Genomic DNA, 23,613 nt, shown 5'->3' with positions numbered 1-23,613 from the left:
TCTTTTCTTTAGCAGTTTTTAACGGTTCTTTTTTAACCGTTTTTTTTGCGTCTTGACTTTTTGACATGAGTTCTGGTGTTAAATAATTAATTTACAAGTAAATGTAATCACTAATTTGGTTAGTCGATTAAAACAAGTGTGTTTTTATTTGTCATTTTGTTGATAGACTTCAATCGAATCTTTTTCGAGCCTTTCTTTTAGCCACATTTTCATTTTGTGTTTGGTTTCTAAATCTATTCTTTTCTTGCTTTCAAAAAGAATTACAGGAATTATTTTAGATTTATTGGCTTCGTTTTCAATGCTATAATTTCCAATTTTTAGCGAAGTGATAGCAGGGAAAAGTATCTTAGCTTCATTGCTAATTTGATTGTTGTTGAATTGAAATTGTGCTAATTGATTTCGGAGATTATTGATTATAATATCTTTTTGGTCTATTAGGCTCTGGTTATTATTAACCTGATTCATTATATCCTTTCTTAAATTAACCGTATCCTGTCTGATGATTAATTTTGTATTTGGTAAATCGTAAGTGATCAGTTTTTTATTGAGATCAATGATTTCGTTGTCATCAAATTTTTTAGCTAAAAAGGCCAATTCAATTCTTTTTGGATTAGTATTGTATCTTATTTTCTTATAAATAATGGGGTAATCTTTATCTAGGAATTCTTTTTGGATAAAAACTTCGGTTTTAGAATTATAACTTTTTTGAATGTACAATTGATAAGCAAAATAAATACTTGGTACAATTAAAAGTAAAATTAGGATCGTAACAATATATTTGACTCTTTTTTGATGTTTAAAATCCAATTGCTGAGTAATAGGATAATTTAAATATTTCACGATTACAAAAGTTGCAATACAAATAAACACACAATTGATTGTGTAGAGATATAAAGCACCAAAAAAATAAATATAATTACCTAATGCCAAACCATAACCGGCGGTGCAAAGTGGTGGCATCAAAGCAGTCGCAATGGCGACACCTGGAATTGGGTTTCCTTTTTCAACTCGTGTTACAGCAATGACTCCAACCAAGCCTCCAAAAAAGGCAATTAAAATATCATAAATGTTAGGAGATGTTCTGGCTAATAATTCAGATTGCGCTTCTTTAAAAGGGCTTATATAAAAGTATATTGCCGAAGTGGCTAAGCTAACCAATGTTGCAATCAGCAGATTTTTAGCCGATTTTTTTAAAAGTTCAAAATCGTACATTCCTAAACCAAATCCTGCCCCTACAATTGGTCCCATTAAAGGAGAAATTAACATTGCTCCAATAATTACCGCAGTTGAGTTTACGTTTAGACCTACAGATGCTATAATAATAGCACAAGCTAAAATCCAAATATTGGAACCTCTAAATGATACAGCACTCGTTATGTTTTCGATTACCGATTTTTTGTTTTCTTCACCTTTATGAAGATCAATAAAACTTAAAACTTTTTGAGTAATATCTTTCATGCTTTTTACTGGAATTATGTTCGAAATATTAAGTTTCGATCGAAGTAAGGATGTCTAATTTACTTGAAAAAAGATGAAAATACTTATTTTTTTGAAAAAGTATTTATGATAGTTGTTGTAAAAACTTCAGTCGCAGGCAGGTAAATAAAAAAATCCTCAATTTTTGAAATTGAGGATTTTGAATTTTTATCTGAAAGTAATTTTTTAATTCCTTTTAAGTACTTTATATTGTTCGTAACATCCGCTAATGGCATCCATAATCTGCAAGTCATTTGCAGTTTGGATAAATGAATCTGAGTAATTACAGCGTTGTAAAATATCTGGAATTTCATCTTTACTGATTCCTAAAAGTACCGAAATAGTTTCACGATCGTATTTTGATTCTAATAAATTTCTCACTGTATCATCCTTTCGCATTTCTTTAAGCTTCTTGAGTTCTTTTCCGTTCTTGCCAAAGAAACCATAGAGGACATCTGCAGGATTAAAAATAGAACCTAATACTTTTCCAAAAGCATTTGGAGAATATTCACCAGCTTCGTAGCCTTGTGTAAGGCCGGAAATACTGTAGCGATAGTTTTCTTTGGTAGGAATTAATTTTGAGTCAACTTCGAGATATCCGGTTAGATTAAAAGGAGCAATAATAACTTCTTCAAGCGCGATTGCCTTTTCAGTAAGTTGAATTCTTGTTACTTTGTTTTTTATCCAGTCATTTGTTACTCTAACTCTTAGGGATTGAAAACCTAAAATAGAGAAGTGAATGGTATCATTTGGTTGAACATCGATCTCAAAATATCCTTTTGCATCAGATTTTGCACCACGTACTTTGTTCGTGTTGATGATATTTACGTTTGCAAGAGGTTGCTTCGTATTATCGTTAATAACATAACCTGAAACTCTTTGTGGTACAGTAGACTCAACGTCTTGTGCAAAAGTTACGGCTGATAGTAATGTAAAAAAGAAAACTGCGAAATATTTCATATCCTGATTTAAAGCACTAAAAGTAGTAAATAGGGATTAAATATTTCGCAGTCTTCGAATATAATTATAAGAAAATTAACAAAGGATAGAAGTGTTGCTTTTAGTATTTAACTAAAAAGCGGTAAGGAGGAAGATTATTGGTATAAAAAAATCCCAAATTCCAATTATGTCTGGAATTTGGGATTTTGTATTTTAAGATATTGACTTATTAGTCTCTTCTTGGTCTTCTTGGTCTTGGTGAATCACCAAAGCTTTCAGAACGTCTTGGTGCTCTATCAGAACTACCTTCGCTTCTTGGAGCTGAGCTTCTAAAACCACCTTCTCTTTTAGGAGCAGATGAATTTCTGTCGCTTCTGAAACCACCTTCTCTAGGAGCAGAGTTTCTGTCGCTTCTGAAACCTCCACCACCAGAACCTTCACGTCTTGGTCCGAAACTTCCTCCGCCAGAACCTTCTCTTCTTGGTCCGCCAGAACTTCTTCCGCCACCAGAACGTCCGTTATGGTCACGTCTTCCGCCACCATCATTTTTAGAAATTTCAACATTAATACGACGTCCTTCTAATTGTACGTTGTTTAATACTTCCATTACTTTTTCAGTGTGCTCAGGATCTGTGTTAAAGAAAGAGAAACCTTCTTTTACATCTACTTTGAAAACGTCATCACGACCTAAGTCTAATGTTTCTTTCAAGTAATCTTTAAGTGTCATCCAATCGAAGTTGTCTCTTGAACCGATGTTTACAAAATAACGAACTGCTCCATTATTATTGAATTCTCTTGGCTCAGAATCACTTCTTTCACGTCTTTCACCAGCTTGAGATGAAATATCTCTATTCTTTTTATAGTAAGCAATAAAACGGTTAAATTCTACTGAAACCATTTTCTTAATCAACTCTTCTTTAGATAAACCTTCAAGAACATTGTTGATAGCTGGTAAATAGTTGTCAATTTCGTGATCAACTTCAGTATCTTTAATTTTGTTTGCTAAGTGCAATAATTGAATTTCGCAAATCTCAATTCCAGATGGAATAGTTTTTTCTTCAAATTTTTGTTTGATAATTCTTTCGATAGAAGAAATTTTACGCAACTCACTTTTTGTAACAATTACAATAGAAGTTCCTAATTTTCCAGCTCTACCAGTACGTCCTGAACGGTGATTGTATGTTTCAATTTCGTCAGGAAGTTGGTAATTTACTACGTGAGTAATATTATCAACGTCAATACCACGTGCAGCAACGTCAGTAGCAACAAGCATCTGAATTTGTCTTCCACGGAAAGATTTCATTACACCATCACGTTGCGCCTGAGATAAATCTCCGTGCAATGCAGCAGCGCTGTATCCATCTTCAATTAATTTTTCAGCTACAGCTTGTGTGTCTCTTTTAGTACGACAGAAAACCACAGAGAAAATATCTGGATTTGCATCGGCTAAACGTTTTAAAGCTTCGTAACGGTCACGTGCATTTACTAAGTAAAATTCGTGAGAAACTGTTGCAGAACCTGAGTTCTTAGCTCCAACAGTAATTTCAACCGGTTCGCTCATGAATTGTTTTGCAATTCTGGCAACCTCTTGTGGCATAGTTGCAGAGAACAACCATGTACTTTTTTGATCTGGAGTATCTGATAAAATAGATACGATGTCTTCATAGAATCCCATGTTCAACATCTCATCAGCTTCATCAAGAATACAGTAATCTATATTTTTAATGTTTACTAAACCTCTGTTGATCATGTCTTGCATTCTCCCCGGAGTAGCCACAATAATTTGTGCTCCTCTTTTAATCTCTCTAGCTTGCTCTGTAATACTAGCCCCGCCGTAAACTGCTACCACATTAATACCTTTTTCGTATTTTGAGTAGTTTTTAAGTTCGTTGGTAATCTGTAAACAAAGTTCTCGTGTTGGCGATAAAACTAATGCTTGTGTGTTTCTATTGTCAGCATCAATTTTTTGAATTAGCGGAAAACCGAAAGCTGCCGTTTTCCCTGTCCCTGTCTGAGCCAACGCAACCATATCTGTGTCTTTTTCCAATAATAGGGGAATCGCTTTCTCCTGTACCTCTGACGGATTTTCAAATCCTAGATCTAAAATCGCCTTCAGTAACGATTCATTCAATCCTAATTGTTCAAATTTATTCATATATGTATTTAAAATAGGGTGCAAAATTACTGTTAATTATTCATATAAACTAATGCAATTTTAAGAATTATGTATTTGTTATGATTTGATTATCAAAAAGTTATGTTTATGATAAAATCATTTGAGCAACAAATGGAAAAATTTTTAGAAAAAAAACGTCGTGAAATATCAATTTAGCGCTCTAAAATGTTGTATTTTAAACAATTATTTGGTTGTGTTCAGAAAATCAATTAGTTGCTGAGTTGCTTTTCCGCGATGACCAATTTTATTTTTTATTTCTAAAGGCAATTCGGCAAATGTCTCCGTGTAATTTTCAGGTTGAAAAATAGGATCGTATCCAAAACCATGATTTCCAGTTTTATTTAGCGTAATTTCTCCTTTTGCAATTCCGGTAAAAAGGTGTTGTTTGCCGTTTAAGTTTAGAGCAATAACGGTCTTGAACTGAGCGCTGCGATCTGATTTGTCTTTTAATGCCTCTAAAAGTTTGTTCATATTATCATCTGCATTGCGTTGTTCTCCGGCATATCTTGCTGAGTAAACTCCGGGTTCACCATTTAAGGCCATAACCTCGAGACCTGTATCATCTGCAAAACAATCGTAACCAAATTTTTCTGTCACGTAATTAGCTTTCAAAATTGCATTTCCTTCAATAGTATCAGCTGTTTCAGGAATTTCTTCGTGGCAGCCTATATCATCAAGACTTAATAATTGGATCGATCCGTTTAGGATACTTTGAATTTCTTTGATTTTATTAAGATTGTTTGATGCGAAAACAAGTTTCATAATAATAAGTTTAGTTGTAAGAGTAATTTGAAACACAAATTTAGAATTCTTATATTTGATATGTTGCCAAAAACAAAAAATAAATGGAGATATCTGTATTGTATAAAAAAATAACGCCTTTTGTTAAGCCTTATCGGAAAATGGTAATTGCGACATTATTGCTTACTTTTTTAGGTTCATTTGCAGCACAGGTAAATGCTTTGATATTAAAATATACTGTTGATACTATTAGTAATTTAATGGTTGCACATGAGCCATTGTCAAAAGGATTTCATTTATTAGGTATAATAAGTATTGTTTTACTTTCCAAAGAATTGATTTATTCGGTAGTACAATTTGGGCAAAAGTTTTATGGTGAGAAGTTGAGGATCTTTATCACCAGAGATATTTCTCAAACGATAGTCGAGAAAATTCTAAGCTACAGAATGGAATTTTATACTTCAAATGAAAATGAAAGCGGAAAACTTCAAACCAGAATCGATTTAGGTATAAGCAGCTTGACAAGATTAGTTCAGAACTTTTTTATAGATATCCTGCCTTTGTTTGCAAATGCTTTTGTCGCGTTGATATTGATGTTCTACGCTAACTTTTATGTTGGTTTAGTGAGTTTATGTATTATTCCTATTTATTTTTATGTAAGTCAATTGCAAGCTACTAAATTAAGTGGCTTTAGACGAAGAATGCGTAATTATCGAGAAACAAAGAATAACGGAATCATTAGTTTGATTGAATCGATAACGGTAATAAAATCTTTTGTTAGGGAACCAATGGAGGCTGATCGGCATAAAGAAATTCAGTTCGAAATGACCGAAAATCAGTTAGCGACCAGAAAAACGAGCTTTATTTTTGAAAGCATAAAAGGCTTTATAGAACAAATAGGTGTCGTAATTATCATTATTCTTACGGCATATTTTGTGTTGAATAATACAATGACTATTGGGGCAATTATGTTTCATATCATGTTGTTTAATAATGTTTCGTCTCCCATTAGACAGTTGCATCGTATTTATGATGAAGTAAATGATGCTTTAATTTATTCTGAAGGTTTTTTTGATATTTTAGAATCCGATAAGGAAAAAGAAACAAGCGGCAGTTATATTCCTGAAAAAATCGTTGGACTTATAGAAGTGAAGAATGTAGATTTTGCTTATCCAAACGGAACTAAAGCGCTTTCAGACATAAATTTCACAATTAGACCAAATGAAACGAGCGCATTGGTAGGATTAAGCGGTGCTGGAAAAAGTACAATTATAAACTTATTAGACAAGTTTTATTTGCCTTCATCAGGACATATTTACTTGGATGGAGTTGATTTAAATGATTATGATACTGACTTTCTGCGTAAAAACATTGGATTGGTATTGCAAAAGAATCACATTTTTAAAGGAACTATTGCAGAGAATATTCTTTACGGAGATCCTGACGCCTCAGAATCTGAAATTATTGATGCCGCAAAACAAGCTTATATTCACGAACAAGTAATGCAATTGCCAAAAGGATATGATTCTGACGCACACCTGCTTTCAGGTGGGCAGCAACAACGAATTGCTATAGCGAGATTATTCTTGAAGAATCCGCCAATTATTTTTTTAGATGAACCTACAGCCAGCTTGGATGCAATTGCAACCGAACAAATAAAAAAATCACTTGATGCAATTAAGAAAGACAGAACAGTAATTATTATTTCGCATAGTATTTCTCAAATTATTGACGCTTCTCACATCATAGTTTTAGAAAAAGGGAATTGTGTCGAACAAGGAACGCATGATGAATTGTATGATAACAAATCTGTATATTATGAGATATTTACTGCGATGGCAAATAGTTTAAATATTGATAAAATTACGCAGACACTTGATTAGTGGTGTATTTCAAAGTAATTTTTTCAATACTAAAAGCAAAGGCAATTCCAAAAGTGTAAGCTATAATGTCACTCCACAAAAAGCCTTGTCCTAAAACAGATCTTCCAAAAAGAGTATTTCTCAATTCGATCATCCAGTTTCCTTGGTAAAGCTGTAAAAACTCGATACAATAACAAGTTATTAAGGAAATCAGAAATATTAATTGGGCTTTTTTACTTGGATTGAAAATTCTGATCAGGAAATAAATCATTACCGCATATAGAAAGTCACCAATCCATAACGGAATTTGTGGAATTTTCCTTGAAAGTATTCCAAGAAAAATAATGAATACAAATACGAAGAAGTAATAGATTCTTGATTTTTTCAAACTTTAAATTTTGATTGTAAGTGTTACATTTTTTTAGCGAACAAAAATACAAAGTTTCGGATTGCTTGTACTTATTTCATAAATTTATCGGCTCTATAACTTTACTAATACTAATTAAATTAAAAACTAAGAGATTATGATGAAGAAATTAAGCCAAACTTTATTTGCAATTGTTCTTGTATTGATGTTGGTAAGTTGTAAAAATACCAAACAAAAACTTCAGGAATATGTTACTGAGTATAATAAAACAGCTGTAAATTTCAAAAGTGAAAATGTTACGCTTACCACCGCCAGAGGATATATTAATGACGATAAAATTGAATTGCGATTTGAAACTGATTTAGAACAAAACGAACCTAATAAACAGGAAGCTCAAAAGAAATTTCCTAAGTTGTTGAAAGAAATGATAAATAAGGATCAAAATCTAAAAGAATTAATTGATGAAGGAGTACAATTTGATGCTTATTTTTTGGCTAATGATAATACAGTTTTAGAGAAAAAGATAATTAATAAAGAAGAAATGTCTGAATTAATGAAGGAGTAATTTGAATTTATCGTGTAAATTTAAATATAGATTGTAAAAAAAGGCTTTTTGAATTATTTCAAAAAGCCTTTTTTTTGTTTTAATGTTTAGTGACACTTGTTAGATTATCAGGAAAATAAAGATCTGATAAATGCGCAAATTCATCACCACGCATAAAAATATTAATATCAACATCGGCAAAGTTTTTCTTGCCTGCTGCGGCTAAAAGTTCATTGGCTGAATGTAATGTGTTTTTATGAAAATGATAAACACGATCTGATTTATCGGTGACAACCAAACCTTTCATAAGCATTTTGTTTTGAGTTGCAACTCCTGTAGGACATTCGTTATTGTGGCAGCGTAATGCCTGAATACATCCTAAAGAGAACATAAAACCTCGTGCGCTATTGCACATATCTGCTCCAAGAGCAATTGCATGCAAAATAGAATAACCTGAGATAATTTTTCCACTACCAATGATTCGTATTTTGTCGCGAATATTTAGTCCTATTAAAGTTTTATTTACAAATATTAAGGCAGGTTCAAAAGGCATTCCAACGCCATCTGCAAATTCTAGAGGAGCTGCTCCGGTTCCTCCTTCAGCGCCATCAATAGTTATAAAATCAGGATAGATATCTTCTGCAATCATTTCGTGACAAATCGCTTCAAATTCTTTTGTATTTCCAATACAAAGTTTAAAACCAATTGGTTTTCCATTTGATAATTCACGCAATTGAGCAATAAAACGTATAAGTCCTTTAATGTCTGAAAATGCATGATGACCAGGAGGAGAGAGTATCATAGTATGAGGTTTAACGCCTCTTATTTTAGCAATTTGCTCCGTGTTTTTAGCGGCAGGAAGTACACCTCCATGGCCTGGTTTTGCACCTTGCGAAAGCTTAATCTCGATCATTTTGACATTTGGAAGATTCGCTTTTTCGGAGAAGTTTTCCGGACTGAAATTTCCTTCAGCATCACGACATCCAAAGTAGCCTGTACCAATTTGCCACGTAATATCGCCACCGCCGGCAAGATGAAATTCGGTCAAACCACCTTCTCCGGTATTTTGATAAAAATTTCCTTTTTTGGCACCAATATTTATTGCACGAACGGCATTTTCACTTAACGAACCAAAGCTCATTGCCGAAACATTGAACAAAGAAGCTAAGTAAGGTTGTTTGCAATCTTTTCCGCCAACAAGAATACGAGGTAATTCTTCGTTAACTTTTGCCGGAAAAATAGAATGTTTTATTCCTTCGTAACTATCGTGATTTAGGTTTTGTTGTGTTCCAAATGGCGTACTTGAGTCAATATTTTTTGCTCTTTGATATACTAAAGAACGTTGATTTCTTGAAAAAGGCTTTCCATCGGTTGATCTTTCGATAAAATATTGCTGAATTTCTGGAGCAATCATTTCAAATAAATATCTGAAGTAACCTAAAACAGGAAAGTTTCTTAGAATCGCATGCTTTTCCTGAATCGTATTATAAATACCAACAATTAATAATATTGGAATAATAATTACAAGTAAAAAACCGCGATCAGAATAATAATAAATTGTTGCAACAATTAGAAACAATAAGAATCCATAGATAAAGAATTTTTTTCTCATGTTTTCAAAAATTTAAAGGGTAATAGTTTAATAATTAATTGAATCTCAGGCGAACATAAACATGTTTGATGCCTTTTTTATCAGACTCTCTTTCATCAATTTCGAGTATATCTGTCAATGATTTGAGCATGGGTGTAAGTTTAGAAAATCCATAATTTCTAGGGTCAAATTCCGGTCTTTTTTTAACAATTAAGTTTCCAACATCGCCTAAAAATGCCCAACCATCATCATCTTCAATATCTTCTATTGTAGCTTCAATAAGTTCAATAGTTTGTTTGTCTATTTTGTGTAATGCTTTCTCTGCTGGTTTTTCAACAGGTTTTTTAGTATCGGCAGCAGTAGTTGTTGAAGTAGTAGTTTTTGGTTTTTTCTTCTGAATCGCTCCGTCCAGAACTTCAATGTAAATAAATCGATCGCAGGCAACAATAAAAGAGTTTGGCGTTTTCTTTTCTCCAATACCAATTACTTTCATTCCGGATTCTCTTAATCTAATTGCTAACCGGGTAAAGTCACTATCGCTTGAAACAATACAAAAACCGTCGAGTTTTCCAGAGTACAATAAATCCATTGCGTCAATAATCAATGCAGAATCTGAAGAATTTTTTCCTACGGTATAGCTATATTGTTGAATGGGAGTAATGGCATGTTCAAGTAAAACGGCTTTCCATCCGTTAGAATTAGGTTTGGTCCAGTCTGCGTAAATACGTTTTGTGGTTGGTGTCCCAAACTTTGTTATTTCTTCCATCATACCTTTTACATTGCTGTAGGGTACATTATCGGCATCAATAAGAACAGCTAATTTTAAATCTTTTGAGTTGCTTAAGGCCATTATTTAGGTGTTAGAAAATTAGTACTTCCAAAGGTAAAACTAAAATTGGTTTTATTTAGAACTTGACGCCGAATAAGTGCTGTGCAGTGTATAAATTATTTTGGTTATAAATAAGAGTTTTTTTATAAAAACTAATTAAAGATAAATTTGTCTTTTAATATAGATTTGAATATATTTGCATAGAAATAATAAATTAGTCTATGTTTTCAAAAGCGTGTGAGTATGGTATTAGAGCTTCAATATTTATTGCCACTAAATCATCAAAAGGAATTAGAGTTGGAATAAAAGATGTTGCTAAAGAAATTGATTCTCCGGAACCGTTTACGGCCAAAATCATGCAAATTTTGACTAAAAACGGAATTATAGAATCGACAAAAGGTGTTGGTGGTGGATTTGAGGTTTCAAATGATGCGATAAAATCTATAAAACTCATTCAGATTGTAGATGCTATTGATGGAGATAATATATATAAAGGTTGTGGCATTGGATTAAAAGAGTGTTCTGAGGTACATCCTTGTCCCGTTCATAATGAATTTAAAAAGATACGGGAGTTACTTTTAGAAATGTTAAAGAGTACAACACTGGAACAACTTGCTTTAGGTGTGAAATCAGGAGATTTTTTTCTTAAAGCTTTAAATAAGAGCGAATAATATTAATTTAAATACTTAGAAATGAACAAAAAAATCAAAATTTCGATCGTAGCCCTAATGGGATTTTTAGTAATAACTTCTTGTGGAAAAAAAGAAGCAAATCCGGCAGATCAGTCGACAGAAATAAATGAAACAACATCTGAGTCTGAAGGACAGGAAGCAGCTGTTAGTAATGTTTTGGTTATTGAAGGAAATGATCAAATGCAGTTTAGTACAAACGAATTAAAAGCAGTTGCAGGAAAACCAATTACTTTAACTTTAAAACATGTTGGTAAAATACCAAAAGAAGCAATGGGACACAATTTGGTTATTTTGCAAGAAGGTACAGACGAAGCCGCTTTTGCAGCGAAAGCAATTACCGCTAAAGAAACTGATTATATTCCGGCTTCAGAGAAATCTTCAATTGTTGCTCATACTAAATTAATTGGAGGAGGAGAAGAAGATACTATCGAATTTACTATCGATAAAAAAGGAACATATAATTTTTTATGCACTTTCCCTGGGCATGTTGCTATGATGAAAGGTGTTTTAATTGTTGAATAAGTAAAAAAAACTCTAATCCTGATTTTGGGTTAGAGTTTTTTATTAAACTAATAAAAGATAAAATTATCTTTTATTTGAAATTTATAAAAAGATGAAAAGAGAAAAAAAATTATGGATTGCGTTTTCACTTGTAATGACCCTTTCGTTTGCCGTTTTAGGCTATTATGGCTACGAGATTTATCAACAAGCGCCACCAATTCCTAAACAAATAATTTCAGAAAGCGGTAAAGTTATTTTTTCTGAAGATGAAATTAAAGATGGACAAAATATCTGGCAAAGTATAGGAGGGCAGGAAGTTGGCACTATTTGGGGACACGGTGCTTATGTTGCACCAGATTGGACTGCTGACTGGCTCCATAGAGAAGCTGTTTTTATTTTAGATCAATTGGCAATTAAAGATTTTGGTAAGAAGTTTAGCGATTTAGATAAAGAAAAACAGGAATTGCTTAAAGTTCGACTTCAGAAAGATGTGCGAACAAATCGTTATGACGAAAAAACAGGAACGATTACAATATCTGAAAACAGAGTTGCTGCCATCAAACATTTGAGTACTTATTATCAAGGACTTTTTACCAATGATCCTAAGTTTGATAAGTTAAGAGAAGAATATGCGATTCCTAAAAACTCTATAAAAGACGAGTCCCGAATGCACAAAATGAATGCCTTCTTTTTTTGGGCTACATGGGCAACAGTTACAGCACGTCCCAATTCAGATATTTCTTATACGCACAATTGGCCATCAGATGAATTGGTAGGAAACAGGGCAACAAAAGAACTTCTTGCCTGGTCAGGTGTAAGTATTATTTTATTGATTTTTAGTATTGGAATATTAGTTTTCTATCATGCAAAATCAGGAGAAGACGAAGATTTTCCCTTTCCATCAAAAGACCCGATTATTAATCAGGGCATGACACCATCAATGCATTTAATTAAGAAATATTTCTGGGTGGTAAGTTTATTGATGATTTTGCAAATGGCGTTAGGAATCATTACAGCACATTACGGAGTTGAAGGAAATGCATTATATGGTATTCCAATAGATCAAATTTTGCCTTATGCGGTTACACGAACATGGCACACACAATTGGCAATTTTCTGGATTGCAACCGCCTGGCTTGCGACAGGATTATATATCGCCCCTGCAGTTTCAGGTAAAGATCCTAAATTTCAGTGTTTTGGAGTGAATTTTTTATTCATTGCTTTATTGATTATTGTTTTAGGCTCAATGGCAGGGCAGTGGTTTGGAGTAATGCAAAAACTAAATTTAGTGCAAAATTTCTGGTTTGGACATCAAGGTTACGAATACGTTGATTTGGGGCGTTTCTGGCAGATTTTTCTTTTGGTGGGATTATTTTTATGGCTGGCCTTAATGATTCGTCCTTTAATTCCGGTTTTAAAGAAAAAAACAGAAGAAAAAAATCTAATCATTTTATTCTTAATTTCTTGTACAGCAATTGCGATGTTTTATGGAGCCGGTTTAATGTGGGGAAGACAAACCAATCTTGCTATTGCTGAATATTGGAGATGGTGGGTTGTTCATCTTTGGGTAGAAGGTTTCTTTGAAGTTTTTGCAACAGTAGTAATTGCGTTTTTATTTGTTAGACTTGGATTATTAAAGACTAAAACAGCGACTTTAAACGTATTGTTTGCAACAATTATTTTCATGTCCGGAGGTATTTTGGGAACTTTTCATCATTTGTATTTTTCCGGAACGCCAACTGCTATCATGGCATTAGGAGCTTCATTTAGTGCTCTGGAAGTTGTACCGCTTACTTTAATTGGTTTTGAGGCATATCACAATTATAAATTATCAAAATCGACACAATGGATTATAGACTACAAATGGCCTATTTATTTTATGATCGCGGTTGCTTTTTGGAATTTTCTTGGGGCAGGAGTTTTCGGATTTATTATTAATCCGCCTATTGCACTTTATTATGTACAAGGTTTAAATACTACGCCGCTTCATGGTCATACAGCATTATTTGGTGTGTATGGAATGTTGGGAATAGGTTTGATGCTTTTTGTTTTGAGAAGCTTGTACCGAAATGTTTCCTGGAACGAGAAACTTTTAAAAATCACTTTTTGGTCACTCAATATTGGATTGTTTTTAATGGCTGTTTTGAGTTTGCTTCCAATAGGAATTTGGCAGGCAATCGAAAGTATCGATCACGGAATGTGGTACGCACGTTCATCTGAATTAATGCAACAACCAACAATGATTACTTTAAAATGGATGCGAGCTATAGGAGATTCAATTTTCGGAATTGGAATTGTAACAATGGCATGGTTCGTATTTGAACTGACTATTAAAAAAAATAAGAATTAATAAAAAATAACAATCATGGAAAATTTAAAAGATAAAACAATTGGCTCTTTTGTAGCTCAGGATTTTAGAACGGCAGCAGTTTTTACAAAATATAAAATCGATTTTTGCTGTAAAGGAAACAGAACGCTAAATGAAGTTTGTGAAAAATCAAGTATTGATTCAGATGTTTTAGTACAAAATTTATCTGATGTCTTGCAGTCTGAAAATAATAATAATATCGATTTCAATTCATGGCCATTAGATTTGCTGGCGGATTATATCGAAAAAACACACCATCGTTATGTTGAAGATAAGACCACAATTTTACTGCAGTTTTTAGATAAATTGTGTAAAGTTCATGGAGAAGGTCATCCGGAATTATTTAAGATCAACCAGTTATTTACAGAATGTGCGGGAGAATTGTCACAACATATGAAGAAAGAAGAATTAATGCTGTTTCCTTTTGTTAAAAGAATGGTGAAAACGAAAGAAGCTGATGGGCCTTTATCTCAACCTTCATTTGGAACAGTATCTAACCCAATCGCTATGATGATGCATGAACATGATAATGAAGGTGATCGTTTTAGAGAAATTGCAAATCTCACCAATAACTATACTGCTCCAAGTGACGGATGTACAACTTATAAGGTAACATTTGCAATGCTAAAAGAATTTGAAGAAGATTTGCACAAACATATTCATCTTGAGAACAATATTTTATTTCCAAAATCAGTAATTTTGGAAAAAGAGTTCTCTTAAAAAAAACATAGAAATGAATGCGCCGGTAAGTCATCTTAAAAATGATTATTGGCGCATTTTTGCTTAAAAAAAATGAAAATGATATTCGATACAAATTCTCAGAGAAGCTGGATAATATGTTGCTTTTTTAATTTTCTGGTGGCGTCAATAATGGGATTATTGATGCGCTTTTATTATCTGCTTCCACTTAAAGCTGTGAATTATGCTTTTTTGTTGCATGCTCATTCACACGTTGCCATGCTGGGATGGGTTTATTTGATGATTTATGTTCTAGTTGTTCACTTCTTTATTCCAAAAGAAAAAAGCAGCAAGCAGATATATAATTATTTATTTTGGATAACAGAATTCACTGTTGTCGGAATGATGATTGCCTTTCCAATTCAAGGATATGCTTTGTATTCTATTGTATTTTCTACCCTGCATATTTTATTGAGTTATATTTTTTGCTGGCTGGTTTGGAAGGATTCTGTTAAAGACAGATCTTTTAGTCACAAACTTCTATTAACGGCTATTTTGTTTATGATTCTTTCAACATTTGGAATTTGGTGTTTAGGTCCGGCAGTAAAGATATTAGGAAAACAGAGTAGCTTTTACCAAATTGCAATTCAGTTCTTTTTGCATTTTCAATTTAACGGATGGTTTTTGTTTGCCGTTTTAGCGCTGTTTTTAAAACAATTTAAAACTAATTTCAGCGAAAGAAATAATAGAATATTTTATGTTTTACTTATTACAGCAACATTTTTAACCTTTGCTTTTCCCATAAGTTGGTATGTCAAAAATGATTTGTTGAATTGGATTAACAATCTTGGGATTTTGCTGCAATTGGGAGCTTTTATCTATTTCTATAAAATGTTGAAATCTCAGATAAATAGTTTAAGAGCTGTCTTAGATCCGGCAGTAAAACTAGTTTACAGTATGGCTTTATGTTCTTTGTTTTTAAAAATAGGAATTCAATTATTAGTATTGTTGCCTTATGTCGGTGAAGTTTCACACCAAATAAGAAGTTTTGTTATTGGTTTTATTCATTTAACAACGTTGGGAATCATTACGGGATTTTTGTTTGGTATTCTGATTCAGAATAAATTGCTTTCAGGTAGCTGTTTTATGATCCGTTCAGGAATAAAATGCTTTGTTTTTGGATATCTAATAACAGAAATTATCTTATTTCTTCAGGGAGTATTTTTTTATTTGGGTAAAGGAACATTAGCAAGGTACTATGAAATTATTTTTGGAAGCAGTGCCTTTATCGTTATTGGATTATTTTTGATTTTAGTATCACTTTTAAAAACAAAAAAACAAGAGTCGATTAAATAAAATCTCTTCTTGTTTTTTACTAATCAATCTATTTATATTTTTTTAGCTTCCTGGTTTATTGTTTCTACCGTTTTATCATTATTTACACCCAGACCCTCTTGTTGGTAAATTAATTCTCCTTCTGTATTAAAAACACTTATAATATTGGAGTGAGAGAAATCCATTGGAGATATTTGTTTATAATTTACAGCCAGAACGGCAGCAAATTCTCGGGTATTCTCCTCAGTAGAACGCAAGAAAATCCATGGTTCCTGATTCATTTTATTAGAAATGGCAAAAGATTTTAATTTCTGTGGAGTATCTGTTTTTGGATCAATGCTAACTAAAATGAGTTTTACATTTTTCTTGGTTTTTACATCCAGTTTTTTTTCAATATCTCTCATATCTGCAACTAATCTCGGACAAGCTGCTTTGCATGAAGTATAGATCATTACCATTACGAGAACATTTCCTTTGAGGCTTTTTAGCTCAATGTTTTTCCCGTCTTGTGTAGTCCATTGCGAAGGCAAATTGTAAATTGAGAGATCGCTAATTTCCTTGTTTTTAGGTGTAGAAATAGTATCTTCTTTTTTATCATTTTTACAGCTTTGCAGCGCGAACATCAGTGTAAATATTGCGATTGTTATTTTTTTCATTTGATGATTATTTAAAATTATTGTTTTGTTGTACTTGCGCATCGGAATCCTAAATTTCGGGTTGAATACTGTGCCTTAAGACTTCCTCTAAATGCATAGCGCATAAAAGCAGCATAATCCATTAAATCTGTTGCATTTACTGATGCTCCGCCACAAAACAAGTTTTTATCTTCACTCTTATCCTTTCTTGATTCTCCCGATAAAAAAATACTATTAAAATCGGCTGTCCATTCCCAAACTAATCCATGCATATCATAAACTCCCCAGTAATTTTTGAAAGTTTTTCCAACCGGATTTTCGTAGGTTTTAGATTTCTCGTACCAGGATAAAATGTATTGATTGAATTCAGCTCTGGTTCTCGCGTCAATTTTTTTTTCATCGGCCATAGCCACATATTCCCATTCATCCATAGTTGGTAAACGTTTGCCTTGACATTCACAATATTTTTTGGCAGTAAACCAAGATACATTCGTTACAGGCGATTTTGGATTTACATTCCCAAAATCGAAATCAGTTTTCCAATAGGACAAATAGCTTTTGTCGGCAAAAAGCCCTTTTATTTTGGATTTACTAAAGTTGTGATTCTTTTTAATAAAGTCTAAATACTCACTGTTGGTAACAGGATAAACATCGATGTAAAAAGATTTAACACTGACAGGTTTCTTTGCTGTAGCTCCGTAAAGAGGGACAAAAGAGCCCTCTTTTATCGGAACCATTTTCGATTCTTGCCCGTTTACAGATGGAATTAGGGCTAAGAAAAGAAGTGTAATTAAAATGCTTTTTTGCATATTATTGATGTGATTATCGTTGCGCTTTTACCATTTCGGGAGTGACTTCGGTTTTATTATTTCCCCAACTGTAATAGATATAAGTCATAACATTAGCAATTTCATCATCAGATAGATTTTGTGCCGGCATTACGCTATTAAATTTCTTTCCGTTTACTGTAACTTCTCCGCTTAAACCATGTAAAATAGCTTTAATGGCACGTTTCGAATCGGCATTCAAATAATCTGATTTTGCCAAAGGAGGAAATGTGTTTGGAATTCCTTGACCTTCAGATTGGTGACAGGCAAAGCAGGTTGTGCCAAAAATTTCTTTCCCAATGTTTATTTTTTCAGCGACAGTTCTTTTTGGAGATGCTGTTTTAGCCGTTCCATTACCTGGCATTTTCTGGATCGTTCCACCTTCCGGTAAATAAATACCTTCCTGAATTGTCCCTGAATAGATGTTTTTGTCTTCTGCACCTTCTACTTTTAGTATTCCTAGCGCACCTTTATTAAATGCTCTAAAAATGGAGTGATCAACAAGTATGAAATTACCTGGAGTTTCTACTTTAAAATCAACTATCGAGGCGCCTCCAGCCGGTATTAAGGTTGTCTGTACATTTTTATTAATTAGCTGTCCGCCTTCTACGTGAACATTGTCAAAAATTTCACCAATAACATGAAAAGAAGAAACCAGATTTGGCCCACCATTTCCAATAAATAAACGAACCGTTTCACCTACTTTGGCTTTAAGTTCATTTCCATTTGTTAAAGAACCTACTTTTCCATTGAAAACAACATAATCAGGAGTTTCTTTAACCGCCTTATTCATGTCAAAAGCTTGTAATCCTTTAGCACCATATTCTCCCTGAGTATAAAAATCCCCTTGCATTATGTAGTATTCCTTATCCACAGGAGGAAGTCCGCCTTCAGGTTCTACTAAAATTAAACCATACATACCGTTCGCAATGTGCATACCCACAGGAGCTGTAGCACAGTGATAAACATACAATCCGGGATTAATAACTTTAAAACTAAACACCTTCTCGTGTCCTGGCGCTACAAGTGATGATGTTGCTCCGCCACCGGGGCCGGTAACAGCGTGTAAATCGATGTTGTGCGGCAGTTTGTTGTGCGGATGATTTTTTAGATGAAACTCTACTTCATCACCAACACGCGTTCTGATAAAACTTCCTGGTACAGAACCGCCAAATGTCCAATAGGTATATTTAACGCCATCTGTCATTGTACCTTCTTGTTCCTTAATTTCCATGTTTACTTTTAATTTCATGGCAGTTCTGTTTCCAACGGGTTTTGGCACCATTGGTGGAGCTGTAAGTTCGGCTTCCATTTCTCCCTCAGTCATAATTGCAGAGTAATTGGTCGTTTCTTCAGCTTTTTTGCAAGCTCCAAAAACTAAAAAAGCAAAAAATAAACAAAGGAATGTTCTTGTTTTCATTGTAATGTTATGTTTCGTTTTCATAATAAATTTGATGTTATTCTAGGTTTGTTAATCAATGACAAATCTAAAAGACAATTTTGTCTTTTATTATGACAAAAATCATGTATTGTTTAGTAAGTAATTCTTAATTTGTATTCTCAATCATTTTTGAGTATTTAATTGTGTTTGAGAAAAAAGTTTTCAAAAAAATACTATTTTAAAGATTAAATTTTGGAATATTTTTTAATAAAAATATATGGCTAACTCAATTTTAGAATAATAATCATTATTTTTGCACCCTGTTTAAATTAAAATTATTACTTCAAATATATTATGGTAAAAGATTTATTCGAAAGAATCCAGAACAATAAAGGCCCACTAGGAAAATGGGCATCACAAGCAGAAGGTTATTTTGTGTTTCCTAAATTAGAGGGTGAACTTGGTCCTAGAATGCAATTTGGTGGAAAAGATATATTAAATTGGAGTTTGAATGACTACTTAGGTCTTGCTAATCATCCTGAAGTTCGTCAAGCTGATATTGATGCTGCAACTCAGTTTGGAGCAGCTTATCCTATGGGAGCACGTATGATGTCAGGTCATACTAAATACCACGAACAATTAGAAAACGAATTGGCTGATTTTGTAATGAAACCAGCGGCATATTTATTGAATTTTGGTTATCAGGGAATGGTGTCTATTATTGATGCTTTGGTTACTAAAAATGACATTATTGTTTACGACGTAGACTCACATGCATGTATTATTGATGGTGTTCGTTTGCATATGGGTAAACGTTTTACCTATAAGCATAATGATCTTGAAAGTATGGAGAAAAACCTGCAACGTGCTACTAAAATGGCAGAAGAAACAGGTGGTGGAATTTTGTTCATTACTGAAGGTGTTTTTGGAATGAGGGGTCAACAGGGAAAATTGAAAGAAATTGTTGCTTTAAAACAAAAATATAACTTCCGTTTATTAGTAGATGATGCACATGGTTTTGGTACACTTGGTAAAACAGGAGCCGGAGCAGGTGAGGAGCAGGGAGTACAAGACGATATTGATGTTTATTTCTCTACTTTTGCAAAATCAATGGCTAATATTGGAGCTTTTGTAGCAGCAGATAAAGATATTATTGATTACCTGAAATACAATTTACGTTCTCAAATGTTTGCAAAAGCATTGCCAATGATACAAACAATTGGATCTTTGAAACGTTTAGAATTATTGCGTAATCACCCAGAGTTGAAAGATAAACTATGGGAGAATGTAAATGCTTTACAAAACGGATTACGCTCTAGAAACTTCAATATTGGAGATACAAACACTTGTGTAACACCAGTTTATTTAGAAGGAAGTGTTCCGGAAGCAATGGTAATGGTAAACGATTTAAGAGAAAACTACGGTATTTTCTTGTCGATTGTAATTTATCCTGTAATTCCAAAAGGAATTATTTTGTTGAGAATGATTCCTACTACTTCACATACTTTATCAGACATTGATGAAACATTAACTGCTTTTGAAGCAATTCGTGAAAAATTAGAAAACGGAACTTATAAAGAAATTGCAAGCAGAACTACAGTTGACTTAGATGCTTAATTTCTATAAAAATAGATTCCTTATATGGGAATTATGTAAAAAAATCCATTCGCTATGCGAGTGGATTTTTTTTTATTTGTGTTAAATTTATAATTACTAAAAACTGAAAAAGTAAAAATTATGAAAAAAGTACTAGTAATAACGGTTGTTATGTTATCTGTTTTTATTTCTTGTAAAAAAGCAACAAATACTGATCCTGCAGAAATTGCTCCGAAACCACCAATGGAGGCAGAAGTTGCTGAGCCGGCAGGAGATCAATGTTATGCATGGAAATCTAATGGTAGTGTTATTGAAATGAGTTTTAATATAAATTCGCATCAGGAAGTAAATGGGAAACTGATCTACAATATAGTAGGAAAAGATAAAAATGAAGGAACTCTCATTGGTAACATGAAAGGAGATACTTTAATTGCCGATTATACGTTCAATTCTGAAGGAGTATCATCCGTAAGAGAAGTTGCTTTTTTGCAAAGAGGAGGAGCTTTTATTGAAGGATACGGAGATGTAGTAACAACAAATGATAAAGTAATTTTTAAAGATAAAACAAAATTGAAGTTTGATCAGAAAAATACATTGACAAAAATTGACTGCAAAGTAGAATAAACATAATTGTTTCGAAAAATAAAAAATCCATTCACGACAGTGAATGGATTTTTACTTTATGCCAGTAACTAATTTTTAGATTATTTACTCATTTTTATTTTATCTAAGTAATCACTTGAATTTCCATTCCAGTAACATTTTAAGCAACGTTGATTAGAAAATTTATGTTCGCAATTTTTGTAACCATATAAAATACTGGAACATTCAGGGTATAGATTTTTCTAATTTTATACAGTAAACTGCAACAGTAAATTGATTACTTTTTTAAAGGTATTTTAAAAACGTTTTTCTCTGACAGTGAACTTTCGGGTCAAAGTTTTTCCAAAGCAAGTGTATTGCTGTATTCTCAGCTAATTCAGGAGTTCTAATGCAATTTTTAATTCCTTTTTCGGAGAAAGTTTTAAAGTATTCATCAAAAATAATTGCTGTAACACCTTTGTTTTGGTAATCCGGATGAACTCCAATAAGATAAAAAACAACATCTTTACTCTTTTTTCGAGCTCTCAGCAAATGAATGAATCCAAACGGAAATAATTTTCCTTTAGCTTTCTGTAAAGCTTCAGAAAAACTAGGCATTACAATACTAAAAGCAACTAGATTGTCCTCTTTGTCCACTACAAACTTGATATACTCCGGATTGATAAAACTAATGTATTTCTTTTTAAAATATTCTTTCTGAACATCTGAAATAGCGACAAATGAAGATAATTTTGCATACGAGTCATTAAACAAATCAAACATTTTGTCTACATGAGGCATAATGTCTTTTGTTTTGGTAAAAGTCAATGCTCTCAATCCGTATCTTTTTTTGATTAATTCCTGCGCTTTCAGGAAAAACTCAGGTTTAACATTTGAAAACGGGAAAATACTTTCGATATACTCCTTTTCAACTTGAAAGCCTAATTGTTCGAAATGAGTTACATAATATGGATTGTTGTACCAGGTAATCATCGTTCCCATTTGGTCGTAACCTTCAGTAAGAACACCAACTTTATCTAAATTAGAAAATCCCATTGGTCCTTCGACATGTTCTAAATTATGTTGTCTGCCCAGTTCGTAAACTTTTTCAAGCAAAGCTTTTGTAACTTCGATATCATCAATAACATCAAACCATCCAAAACGAACTTTTCTTTTGTGTTGCGTATTTACTTCAGACCAATTTATGATGGCAGTAACTCGACCAACAATTTCATTGTCTTTGTAAGCCAAATAAAAATAGGCTTCGGCATTATCAAAAGCAGGATTTTTAGTTTTATCAAAAGACTCTAATTCATCTGCAATAATGGGTGGTACCCAATATGGATTGTCTTTGTATAATGAAAATGGAAATTTAATATAGTCAGTTAATTCCTTTTTTGTTTTGGCTTCTTTAATTGTAATCATTAAGATTCTTTATGTAAAAATGTCTCTTTATAAAGAGAAGTTGTTATTAAAATTTTATTCGTATTTGGCTTTACGCTTTCTTTCTTTTGCCTGATAATCGATTTCTCTTTGTTCTATCTGGTTATCTTTATTCTTTTTTGCTTTTTCATTACTTTTAAATTCCATTTGTTTCTCTTTGTATCTTCCGTCATAGCGCCATGAAATTCCAACTCCTCCATATAAAACTGAAGGTGTGTTTTTAAAGTTAGTACTTACAGAAGCATCAATCTGTAAGTCTGAATTGATAAGATAAGCAGCACCTCCACGAACAATAGCATCACTATACAAATCGCTTTTATAACCTTGATTTTCAACAAAACCAGACCATTTATTATTAAATCCATGTGTTAAAGTTAAAACATAACCATAACTAGGATAATCCGTTGTAATGTAATCGGCAATAAAATTGGTAACAAAAACCCATTTTCCGCCTCCAAATAAATTTTGCGTTATCAATACGACTTTTGGAGAGATGCTGGATTCTAAAGATGTATATTGTGAGTGTGAACCAAAAGCATAAGGATTGTCAGCGCCAATAAAATTTGCTCCCGCAAAAAGCGAAACCGCAGGAATTAATTCATGCCAATTGAAACTACGATTAGCTTTGTAACTGTAAATATTGACTTCCTTTTTGTAGTTTTGATAAGGATCATAAATTAAATATTTAGCTCCTAATACAGTTTGTCTAAAATTATTCTTTTTATAACTCGTATAGGGCGTATCAAAATTTTCCATTTGATATTGTAAATCCACGATAAATTCCAGTTTTTCCAGAAAAGCACCATAGCGCAAAGTTAAGTCTGTACCAAAACCATTTCCTTCATAATCTAATAAATCGTGCTTCTCTTTAATACCGTAAACGCCAAGCTCAGCCTGAAAAACTGATTTTCCCACTGCATATGCAGACATCGTTTCGCCTGGACGATTTGAATTGATGATATCTGTATATTGAGCGAAAAAAAACTGAGGTATAAAAAAAAGAGCTGTAAGAAATAAGTTTTTATTTTTTAACATAAACGTGTTTTTGGA

General features: G+C 32.8%; 21 protein-coding genes. 9 read left to right on the top strand and 12 right to left on the bottom strand.

The features are described from left to right. Positions 1-144 precede the first annotated feature (144 nt). From ACHRVZ_RS03910 to ACHRVZ_RS03895, 4 genes are all read right to left on the bottom strand, one after another. Positions 145-1,458: a TIGR00341 family protein gene (locus ACHRVZ_RS03910; protein ID WP_395420871.1), complete on the bottom strand. Its 1,314-nt coding sequence runs from the start codon at positions 1,456-1,458 to the stop codon at positions 145-147. A 204-nt stretch (positions 1,459-1,662) separates the two neighbouring features. Then, on the bottom strand, positions 1,663-2,436 hold the full coding sequence (locus ACHRVZ_RS03905) for a carboxypeptidase-like regulatory domain-containing protein (RefSeq protein ID WP_395420870.1): 774 nt from the start codon (positions 2,434-2,436) through the stop codon (positions 1,663-1,665). A gap of 208 nt (positions 2,437-2,644) precedes the next feature. Continuing rightward, positions 2,645-4,570, bottom strand: a complete 1,926-nt coding sequence (locus ACHRVZ_RS03900) for a DEAD/DEAH box helicase (RefSeq protein WP_395420869.1) — start codon at positions 4,568-4,570, stop codon at positions 2,645-2,647. A 204-nt stretch (positions 4,571-4,774) separates the two neighbouring features. After that, positions 4,775-5,353, bottom strand: coding sequence for a non-canonical purine NTP diphosphatase (locus ACHRVZ_RS03895; protein ID WP_395420868.1), 579 nt, complete (start codon positions 5,351-5,353; stop codon positions 4,775-4,777). Between the two features lie 83 nt (positions 5,354-5,436). On the opposite strand from ACHRVZ_RS03895, the gene ACHRVZ_RS03890 reads away from it, so the two are divergent. Beyond that, positions 5,437-7,215: an ABC transporter ATP-binding protein gene (locus tag ACHRVZ_RS03890; RefSeq protein ID WP_395420867.1), complete on the top strand. Its 1,779-nt coding sequence runs from the start codon at positions 5,437-5,439 to the stop codon at positions 7,213-7,215. Here the strand turns inward: ACHRVZ_RS03890 and ACHRVZ_RS03885 are convergent. Next, positions 7,196-7,582, bottom strand: coding sequence for a DUF2809 domain-containing protein (locus ACHRVZ_RS03885; protein ID WP_395420866.1), 387 nt, complete (start codon positions 7,580-7,582; stop codon positions 7,196-7,198). The two genes, ACHRVZ_RS03890 and ACHRVZ_RS03885, sit on opposite strands and share 20 nt — an antisense overlap. Before the next feature lie 136 nt (positions 7,583-7,718). Between ACHRVZ_RS03885 and ACHRVZ_RS03880 the strand changes: the two genes are divergently transcribed. Continuing rightward, positions 7,719-8,126: a hypothetical protein gene (locus ACHRVZ_RS03880; RefSeq protein ID WP_395420865.1), complete on the top strand. Its 408-nt coding sequence runs from the start codon at positions 7,719-7,721 to the stop codon at positions 8,124-8,126. Positions 8,127-8,205: 79 nt separating this feature from the next. Here ACHRVZ_RS03880 and ACHRVZ_RS03875 read toward each other — a convergent pair whose 3' ends face one another. Together ACHRVZ_RS03875 and ACHRVZ_RS03870 are read right to left on the bottom strand one after the other, a co-directional pair. Then, positions 8,206-9,717 carry an FMN-binding glutamate synthase family protein gene (locus ACHRVZ_RS03875; protein WP_395420864.1) on the bottom strand — a complete coding sequence of 504 codons (1,512 nt, stop codon included), beginning with the start codon at positions 9,715-9,717 and terminating at the stop codon, positions 8,206-8,208. A gap of 34 nt (positions 9,718-9,751) precedes the next feature. Next, positions 9,752-10,546, bottom strand: coding sequence for an NYN domain-containing protein (locus ACHRVZ_RS03870; RefSeq protein ID WP_395420863.1), 795 nt, complete (start codon positions 10,544-10,546; stop codon positions 9,752-9,754). A gap of 200 nt (positions 10,547-10,746) precedes the next feature. On the opposite strand from ACHRVZ_RS03870, the gene ACHRVZ_RS03865 reads away from it, so the two are divergent. From ACHRVZ_RS03865 to ACHRVZ_RS03845, 5 genes are all read left to right on the top strand, one after another. Continuing rightward, positions 10,747-11,196 carry an RrF2 family transcriptional regulator gene (locus ACHRVZ_RS03865; RefSeq protein ID WP_395420862.1) on the top strand — a complete coding sequence of 150 codons (450 nt, stop codon included), beginning with the start codon at positions 10,747-10,749 and terminating at the stop codon, positions 11,194-11,196. Between the two features lie 21 nt (positions 11,197-11,217). Continuing rightward, on the top strand, positions 11,218-11,739 hold the full coding sequence (gene azu, locus ACHRVZ_RS03860) for an azurin (RefSeq protein ID WP_395420861.1): 522 nt from the start codon (positions 11,218-11,220) through the stop codon (positions 11,737-11,739). Between the two features lie 91 nt (positions 11,740-11,830). Continuing rightward, positions 11,831-14,068 (top strand): nitric-oxide reductase large subunit, encoded by a 2,238-nt coding sequence (locus ACHRVZ_RS03855; RefSeq protein WP_395420860.1) that lies wholly within the window; start codon positions 11,831-11,833, stop codon positions 14,066-14,068. Positions 14,069-14,083: 15 nt separating this feature from the next. Then, positions 14,084-14,806 (top strand): iron-sulfur cluster repair di-iron protein, encoded by a 723-nt coding sequence (ric, locus tag ACHRVZ_RS03850; RefSeq protein ID WP_395420859.1) that lies wholly within the window; start codon positions 14,084-14,086, stop codon positions 14,804-14,806. Between the two features lie 78 nt (positions 14,807-14,884). Then, the gene (locus ACHRVZ_RS03845; RefSeq protein ID WP_395420858.1) at positions 14,885-16,120 is read left to right on the top strand and encodes a hypothetical protein; all 1,236 of its coding nucleotides are present in this window, start codon (positions 14,885-14,887) and stop codon (positions 16,118-16,120) included. A 32-nt stretch (positions 16,121-16,152) separates the two neighbouring features. Here ACHRVZ_RS03845 and ACHRVZ_RS03840 read toward each other — a convergent pair whose 3' ends face one another. From ACHRVZ_RS03840 to nirK, 3 genes are all read right to left on the bottom strand, one after another. Then, a complete protein-coding gene (locus ACHRVZ_RS03840) occupies positions 16,153-16,755 on the bottom strand; it encodes an SCO family protein (protein WP_395420857.1) in 603 nt (200 codons plus the stop codon). Positions 16,756-16,772: 17 nt separating this feature from the next. Then, positions 16,773-17,471: a formylglycine-generating enzyme family protein gene (locus ACHRVZ_RS03835; protein ID WP_395421288.1), complete on the bottom strand. Its 699-nt coding sequence runs from the start codon at positions 17,469-17,471 to the stop codon at positions 16,773-16,775. Positions 17,472-17,556: 85 nt separating this feature from the next. Next, on the bottom strand, positions 17,557-18,981 hold the full coding sequence (gene nirK, locus ACHRVZ_RS03830; protein WP_395420856.1) for a copper-containing nitrite reductase: 1,425 nt from the start codon (positions 18,979-18,981) through the stop codon (positions 17,557-17,559). A 315-nt stretch (positions 18,982-19,296) separates the two neighbouring features. Between nirK and ACHRVZ_RS03825 the strand changes: the two genes are divergently transcribed. Both ACHRVZ_RS03825 and ACHRVZ_RS03820 read left to right on the top strand, forming a co-directional pair. After that, on the top strand, positions 19,297-20,559 hold the full coding sequence (locus tag ACHRVZ_RS03825) for an aminotransferase class I/II-fold pyridoxal phosphate-dependent enzyme (RefSeq protein WP_395420855.1): 1,263 nt from the start codon (positions 19,297-19,299) through the stop codon (positions 20,557-20,559). 120 nt (positions 20,560-20,679) lie between these two features. Then, positions 20,680-21,162 (top strand): hypothetical protein, encoded by a 483-nt coding sequence (locus ACHRVZ_RS03820; RefSeq protein ID WP_395420854.1) that lies wholly within the window; start codon positions 20,680-20,682, stop codon positions 21,160-21,162. Positions 21,163-21,426: 264 nt separating this feature from the next. Here ACHRVZ_RS03820 and ACHRVZ_RS03815 read toward each other — a convergent pair whose 3' ends face one another. Together ACHRVZ_RS03815 and ACHRVZ_RS03810 are read right to left on the bottom strand one after the other, a co-directional pair. Then, complete coding sequence (locus ACHRVZ_RS03815; protein WP_395420853.1) at positions 21,427-22,545, bottom strand: GNAT family N-acetyltransferase; 1,119 nt, start codon at positions 22,543-22,545, stop codon at positions 21,427-21,429. Positions 22,546-22,599: 54 nt separating this feature from the next. Further along, on the bottom strand, positions 22,600-23,598 hold the full coding sequence (locus ACHRVZ_RS03810; RefSeq protein ID WP_395420852.1) for a transporter: 999 nt from the start codon (positions 23,596-23,598) through the stop codon (positions 22,600-22,602). Positions 23,599-23,613 lie beyond the last annotated feature (15 nt).

This window comes from Flavobacterium sp. FlaQc-57, from assembly GCF_044007395.1.
Classification (GTDB): domain Bacteria; phylum Bacteroidota; class Bacteroidia; order Flavobacteriales; family Flavobacteriaceae; genus Flavobacterium.
Note: the sequence above shows the minus strand (reverse complement) of the source record. Positions and strands in the feature narration are given on the sequence as shown.

Coding starts and splice junctions, on each gene's coding strand:
- ACHRVZ_RS03900 (WP_395420869.1), bottom strand. CDS start 4,570: ATGAATAAATTTGAACAATTAGGATTGAATGAATCGTTACTGAAGGCG.
- nirK (WP_395420856.1), bottom strand. CDS start 18,981: ATGAAAACAAGAACATTCCTTTGTTTATTTTTTGCTTTTTTAGTTTTT.
- ACHRVZ_RS03810 (WP_395420852.1), bottom strand. CDS start 23,598: ATGTTAAAAAATAAAAACTTATTTCTTACAGCTCTTTTTTTTATACCT.
- ric (WP_395420859.1), top strand. CDS start 14,084: ATGGAAAATTTAAAAGATAAAACAATTGGCTCTTTTGTAGCTCAGGAT.
- ACHRVZ_RS03890 (WP_395420867.1), top strand. CDS start 5,437: ATGGAGATATCTGTATTGTATAAAAAAATAACGCCTTTTGTTAAGCCT.
- ACHRVZ_RS03895 (WP_395420868.1), bottom strand. CDS start 5,353: ATGAAACTTGTTTTCGCATCAAACAATCTTAATAAAATCAAAGAAATT.
- ACHRVZ_RS03845 (WP_395420858.1), top strand. CDS start 14,885: ATGATATTCGATACAAATTCTCAGAGAAGCTGGATAATATGTTGCTTT.
- ACHRVZ_RS03855 (WP_395420860.1), top strand. CDS start 11,831: ATGAAAAGAGAAAAAAAATTATGGATTGCGTTTTCACTTGTAATGACC.
- azu (WP_395420861.1), top strand. CDS start 11,218: ATGAACAAAAAAATCAAAATTTCGATCGTAGCCCTAATGGGATTTTTA.
- ACHRVZ_RS03825 (WP_395420855.1), top strand. CDS start 19,297: ATGGTAAAAGATTTATTCGAAAGAATCCAGAACAATAAAGGCCCACTA.
- ACHRVZ_RS03880 (WP_395420865.1), top strand. CDS start 7,719: ATGATGAAGAAATTAAGCCAAACTTTATTTGCAATTGTTCTTGTATTG.
- ACHRVZ_RS03865 (WP_395420862.1), top strand. CDS start 10,747: ATGTTTTCAAAAGCGTGTGAGTATGGTATTAGAGCTTCAATATTTATT.
- ACHRVZ_RS03905 (WP_395420870.1), bottom strand. CDS start 2,436: ATGAAATATTTCGCAGTTTTCTTTTTTACATTACTATCAGCCGTAACT.
- ACHRVZ_RS03815 (WP_395420853.1), bottom strand. CDS start 22,545: ATGATTACAATTAAAGAAGCCAAAACAAAAAAGGAATTAACTGACTAT.
- ACHRVZ_RS03910 (WP_395420871.1), bottom strand. CDS start 1,458: ATGAAAGATATTACTCAAAAAGTTTTAAGTTTTATTGATCTTCATAAA.
- ACHRVZ_RS03875 (WP_395420864.1), bottom strand. CDS start 9,717: ATGAGAAAAAAATTCTTTATCTATGGATTCTTATTGTTTCTAATTGTT.
- ACHRVZ_RS03820 (WP_395420854.1), top strand. CDS start 20,680: ATGAAAAAAGTACTAGTAATAACGGTTGTTATGTTATCTGTTTTTATT.
- ACHRVZ_RS03870 (WP_395420863.1), bottom strand. CDS start 10,546: ATGGCCTTAAGCAACTCAAAAGATTTAAAATTAGCTGTTCTTATTGAT.
- ACHRVZ_RS03840 (WP_395420857.1), bottom strand. CDS start 16,755: ATGAAAAAAATAACAATCGCAATATTTACACTGATGTTCGCGCTGCAA.
- ACHRVZ_RS03835 (WP_395421288.1), bottom strand. CDS start 17,471: ATGGTTCCGATAAAAGAGGGCTCTTTTGTCCCTCTTTACGGAGCTACA.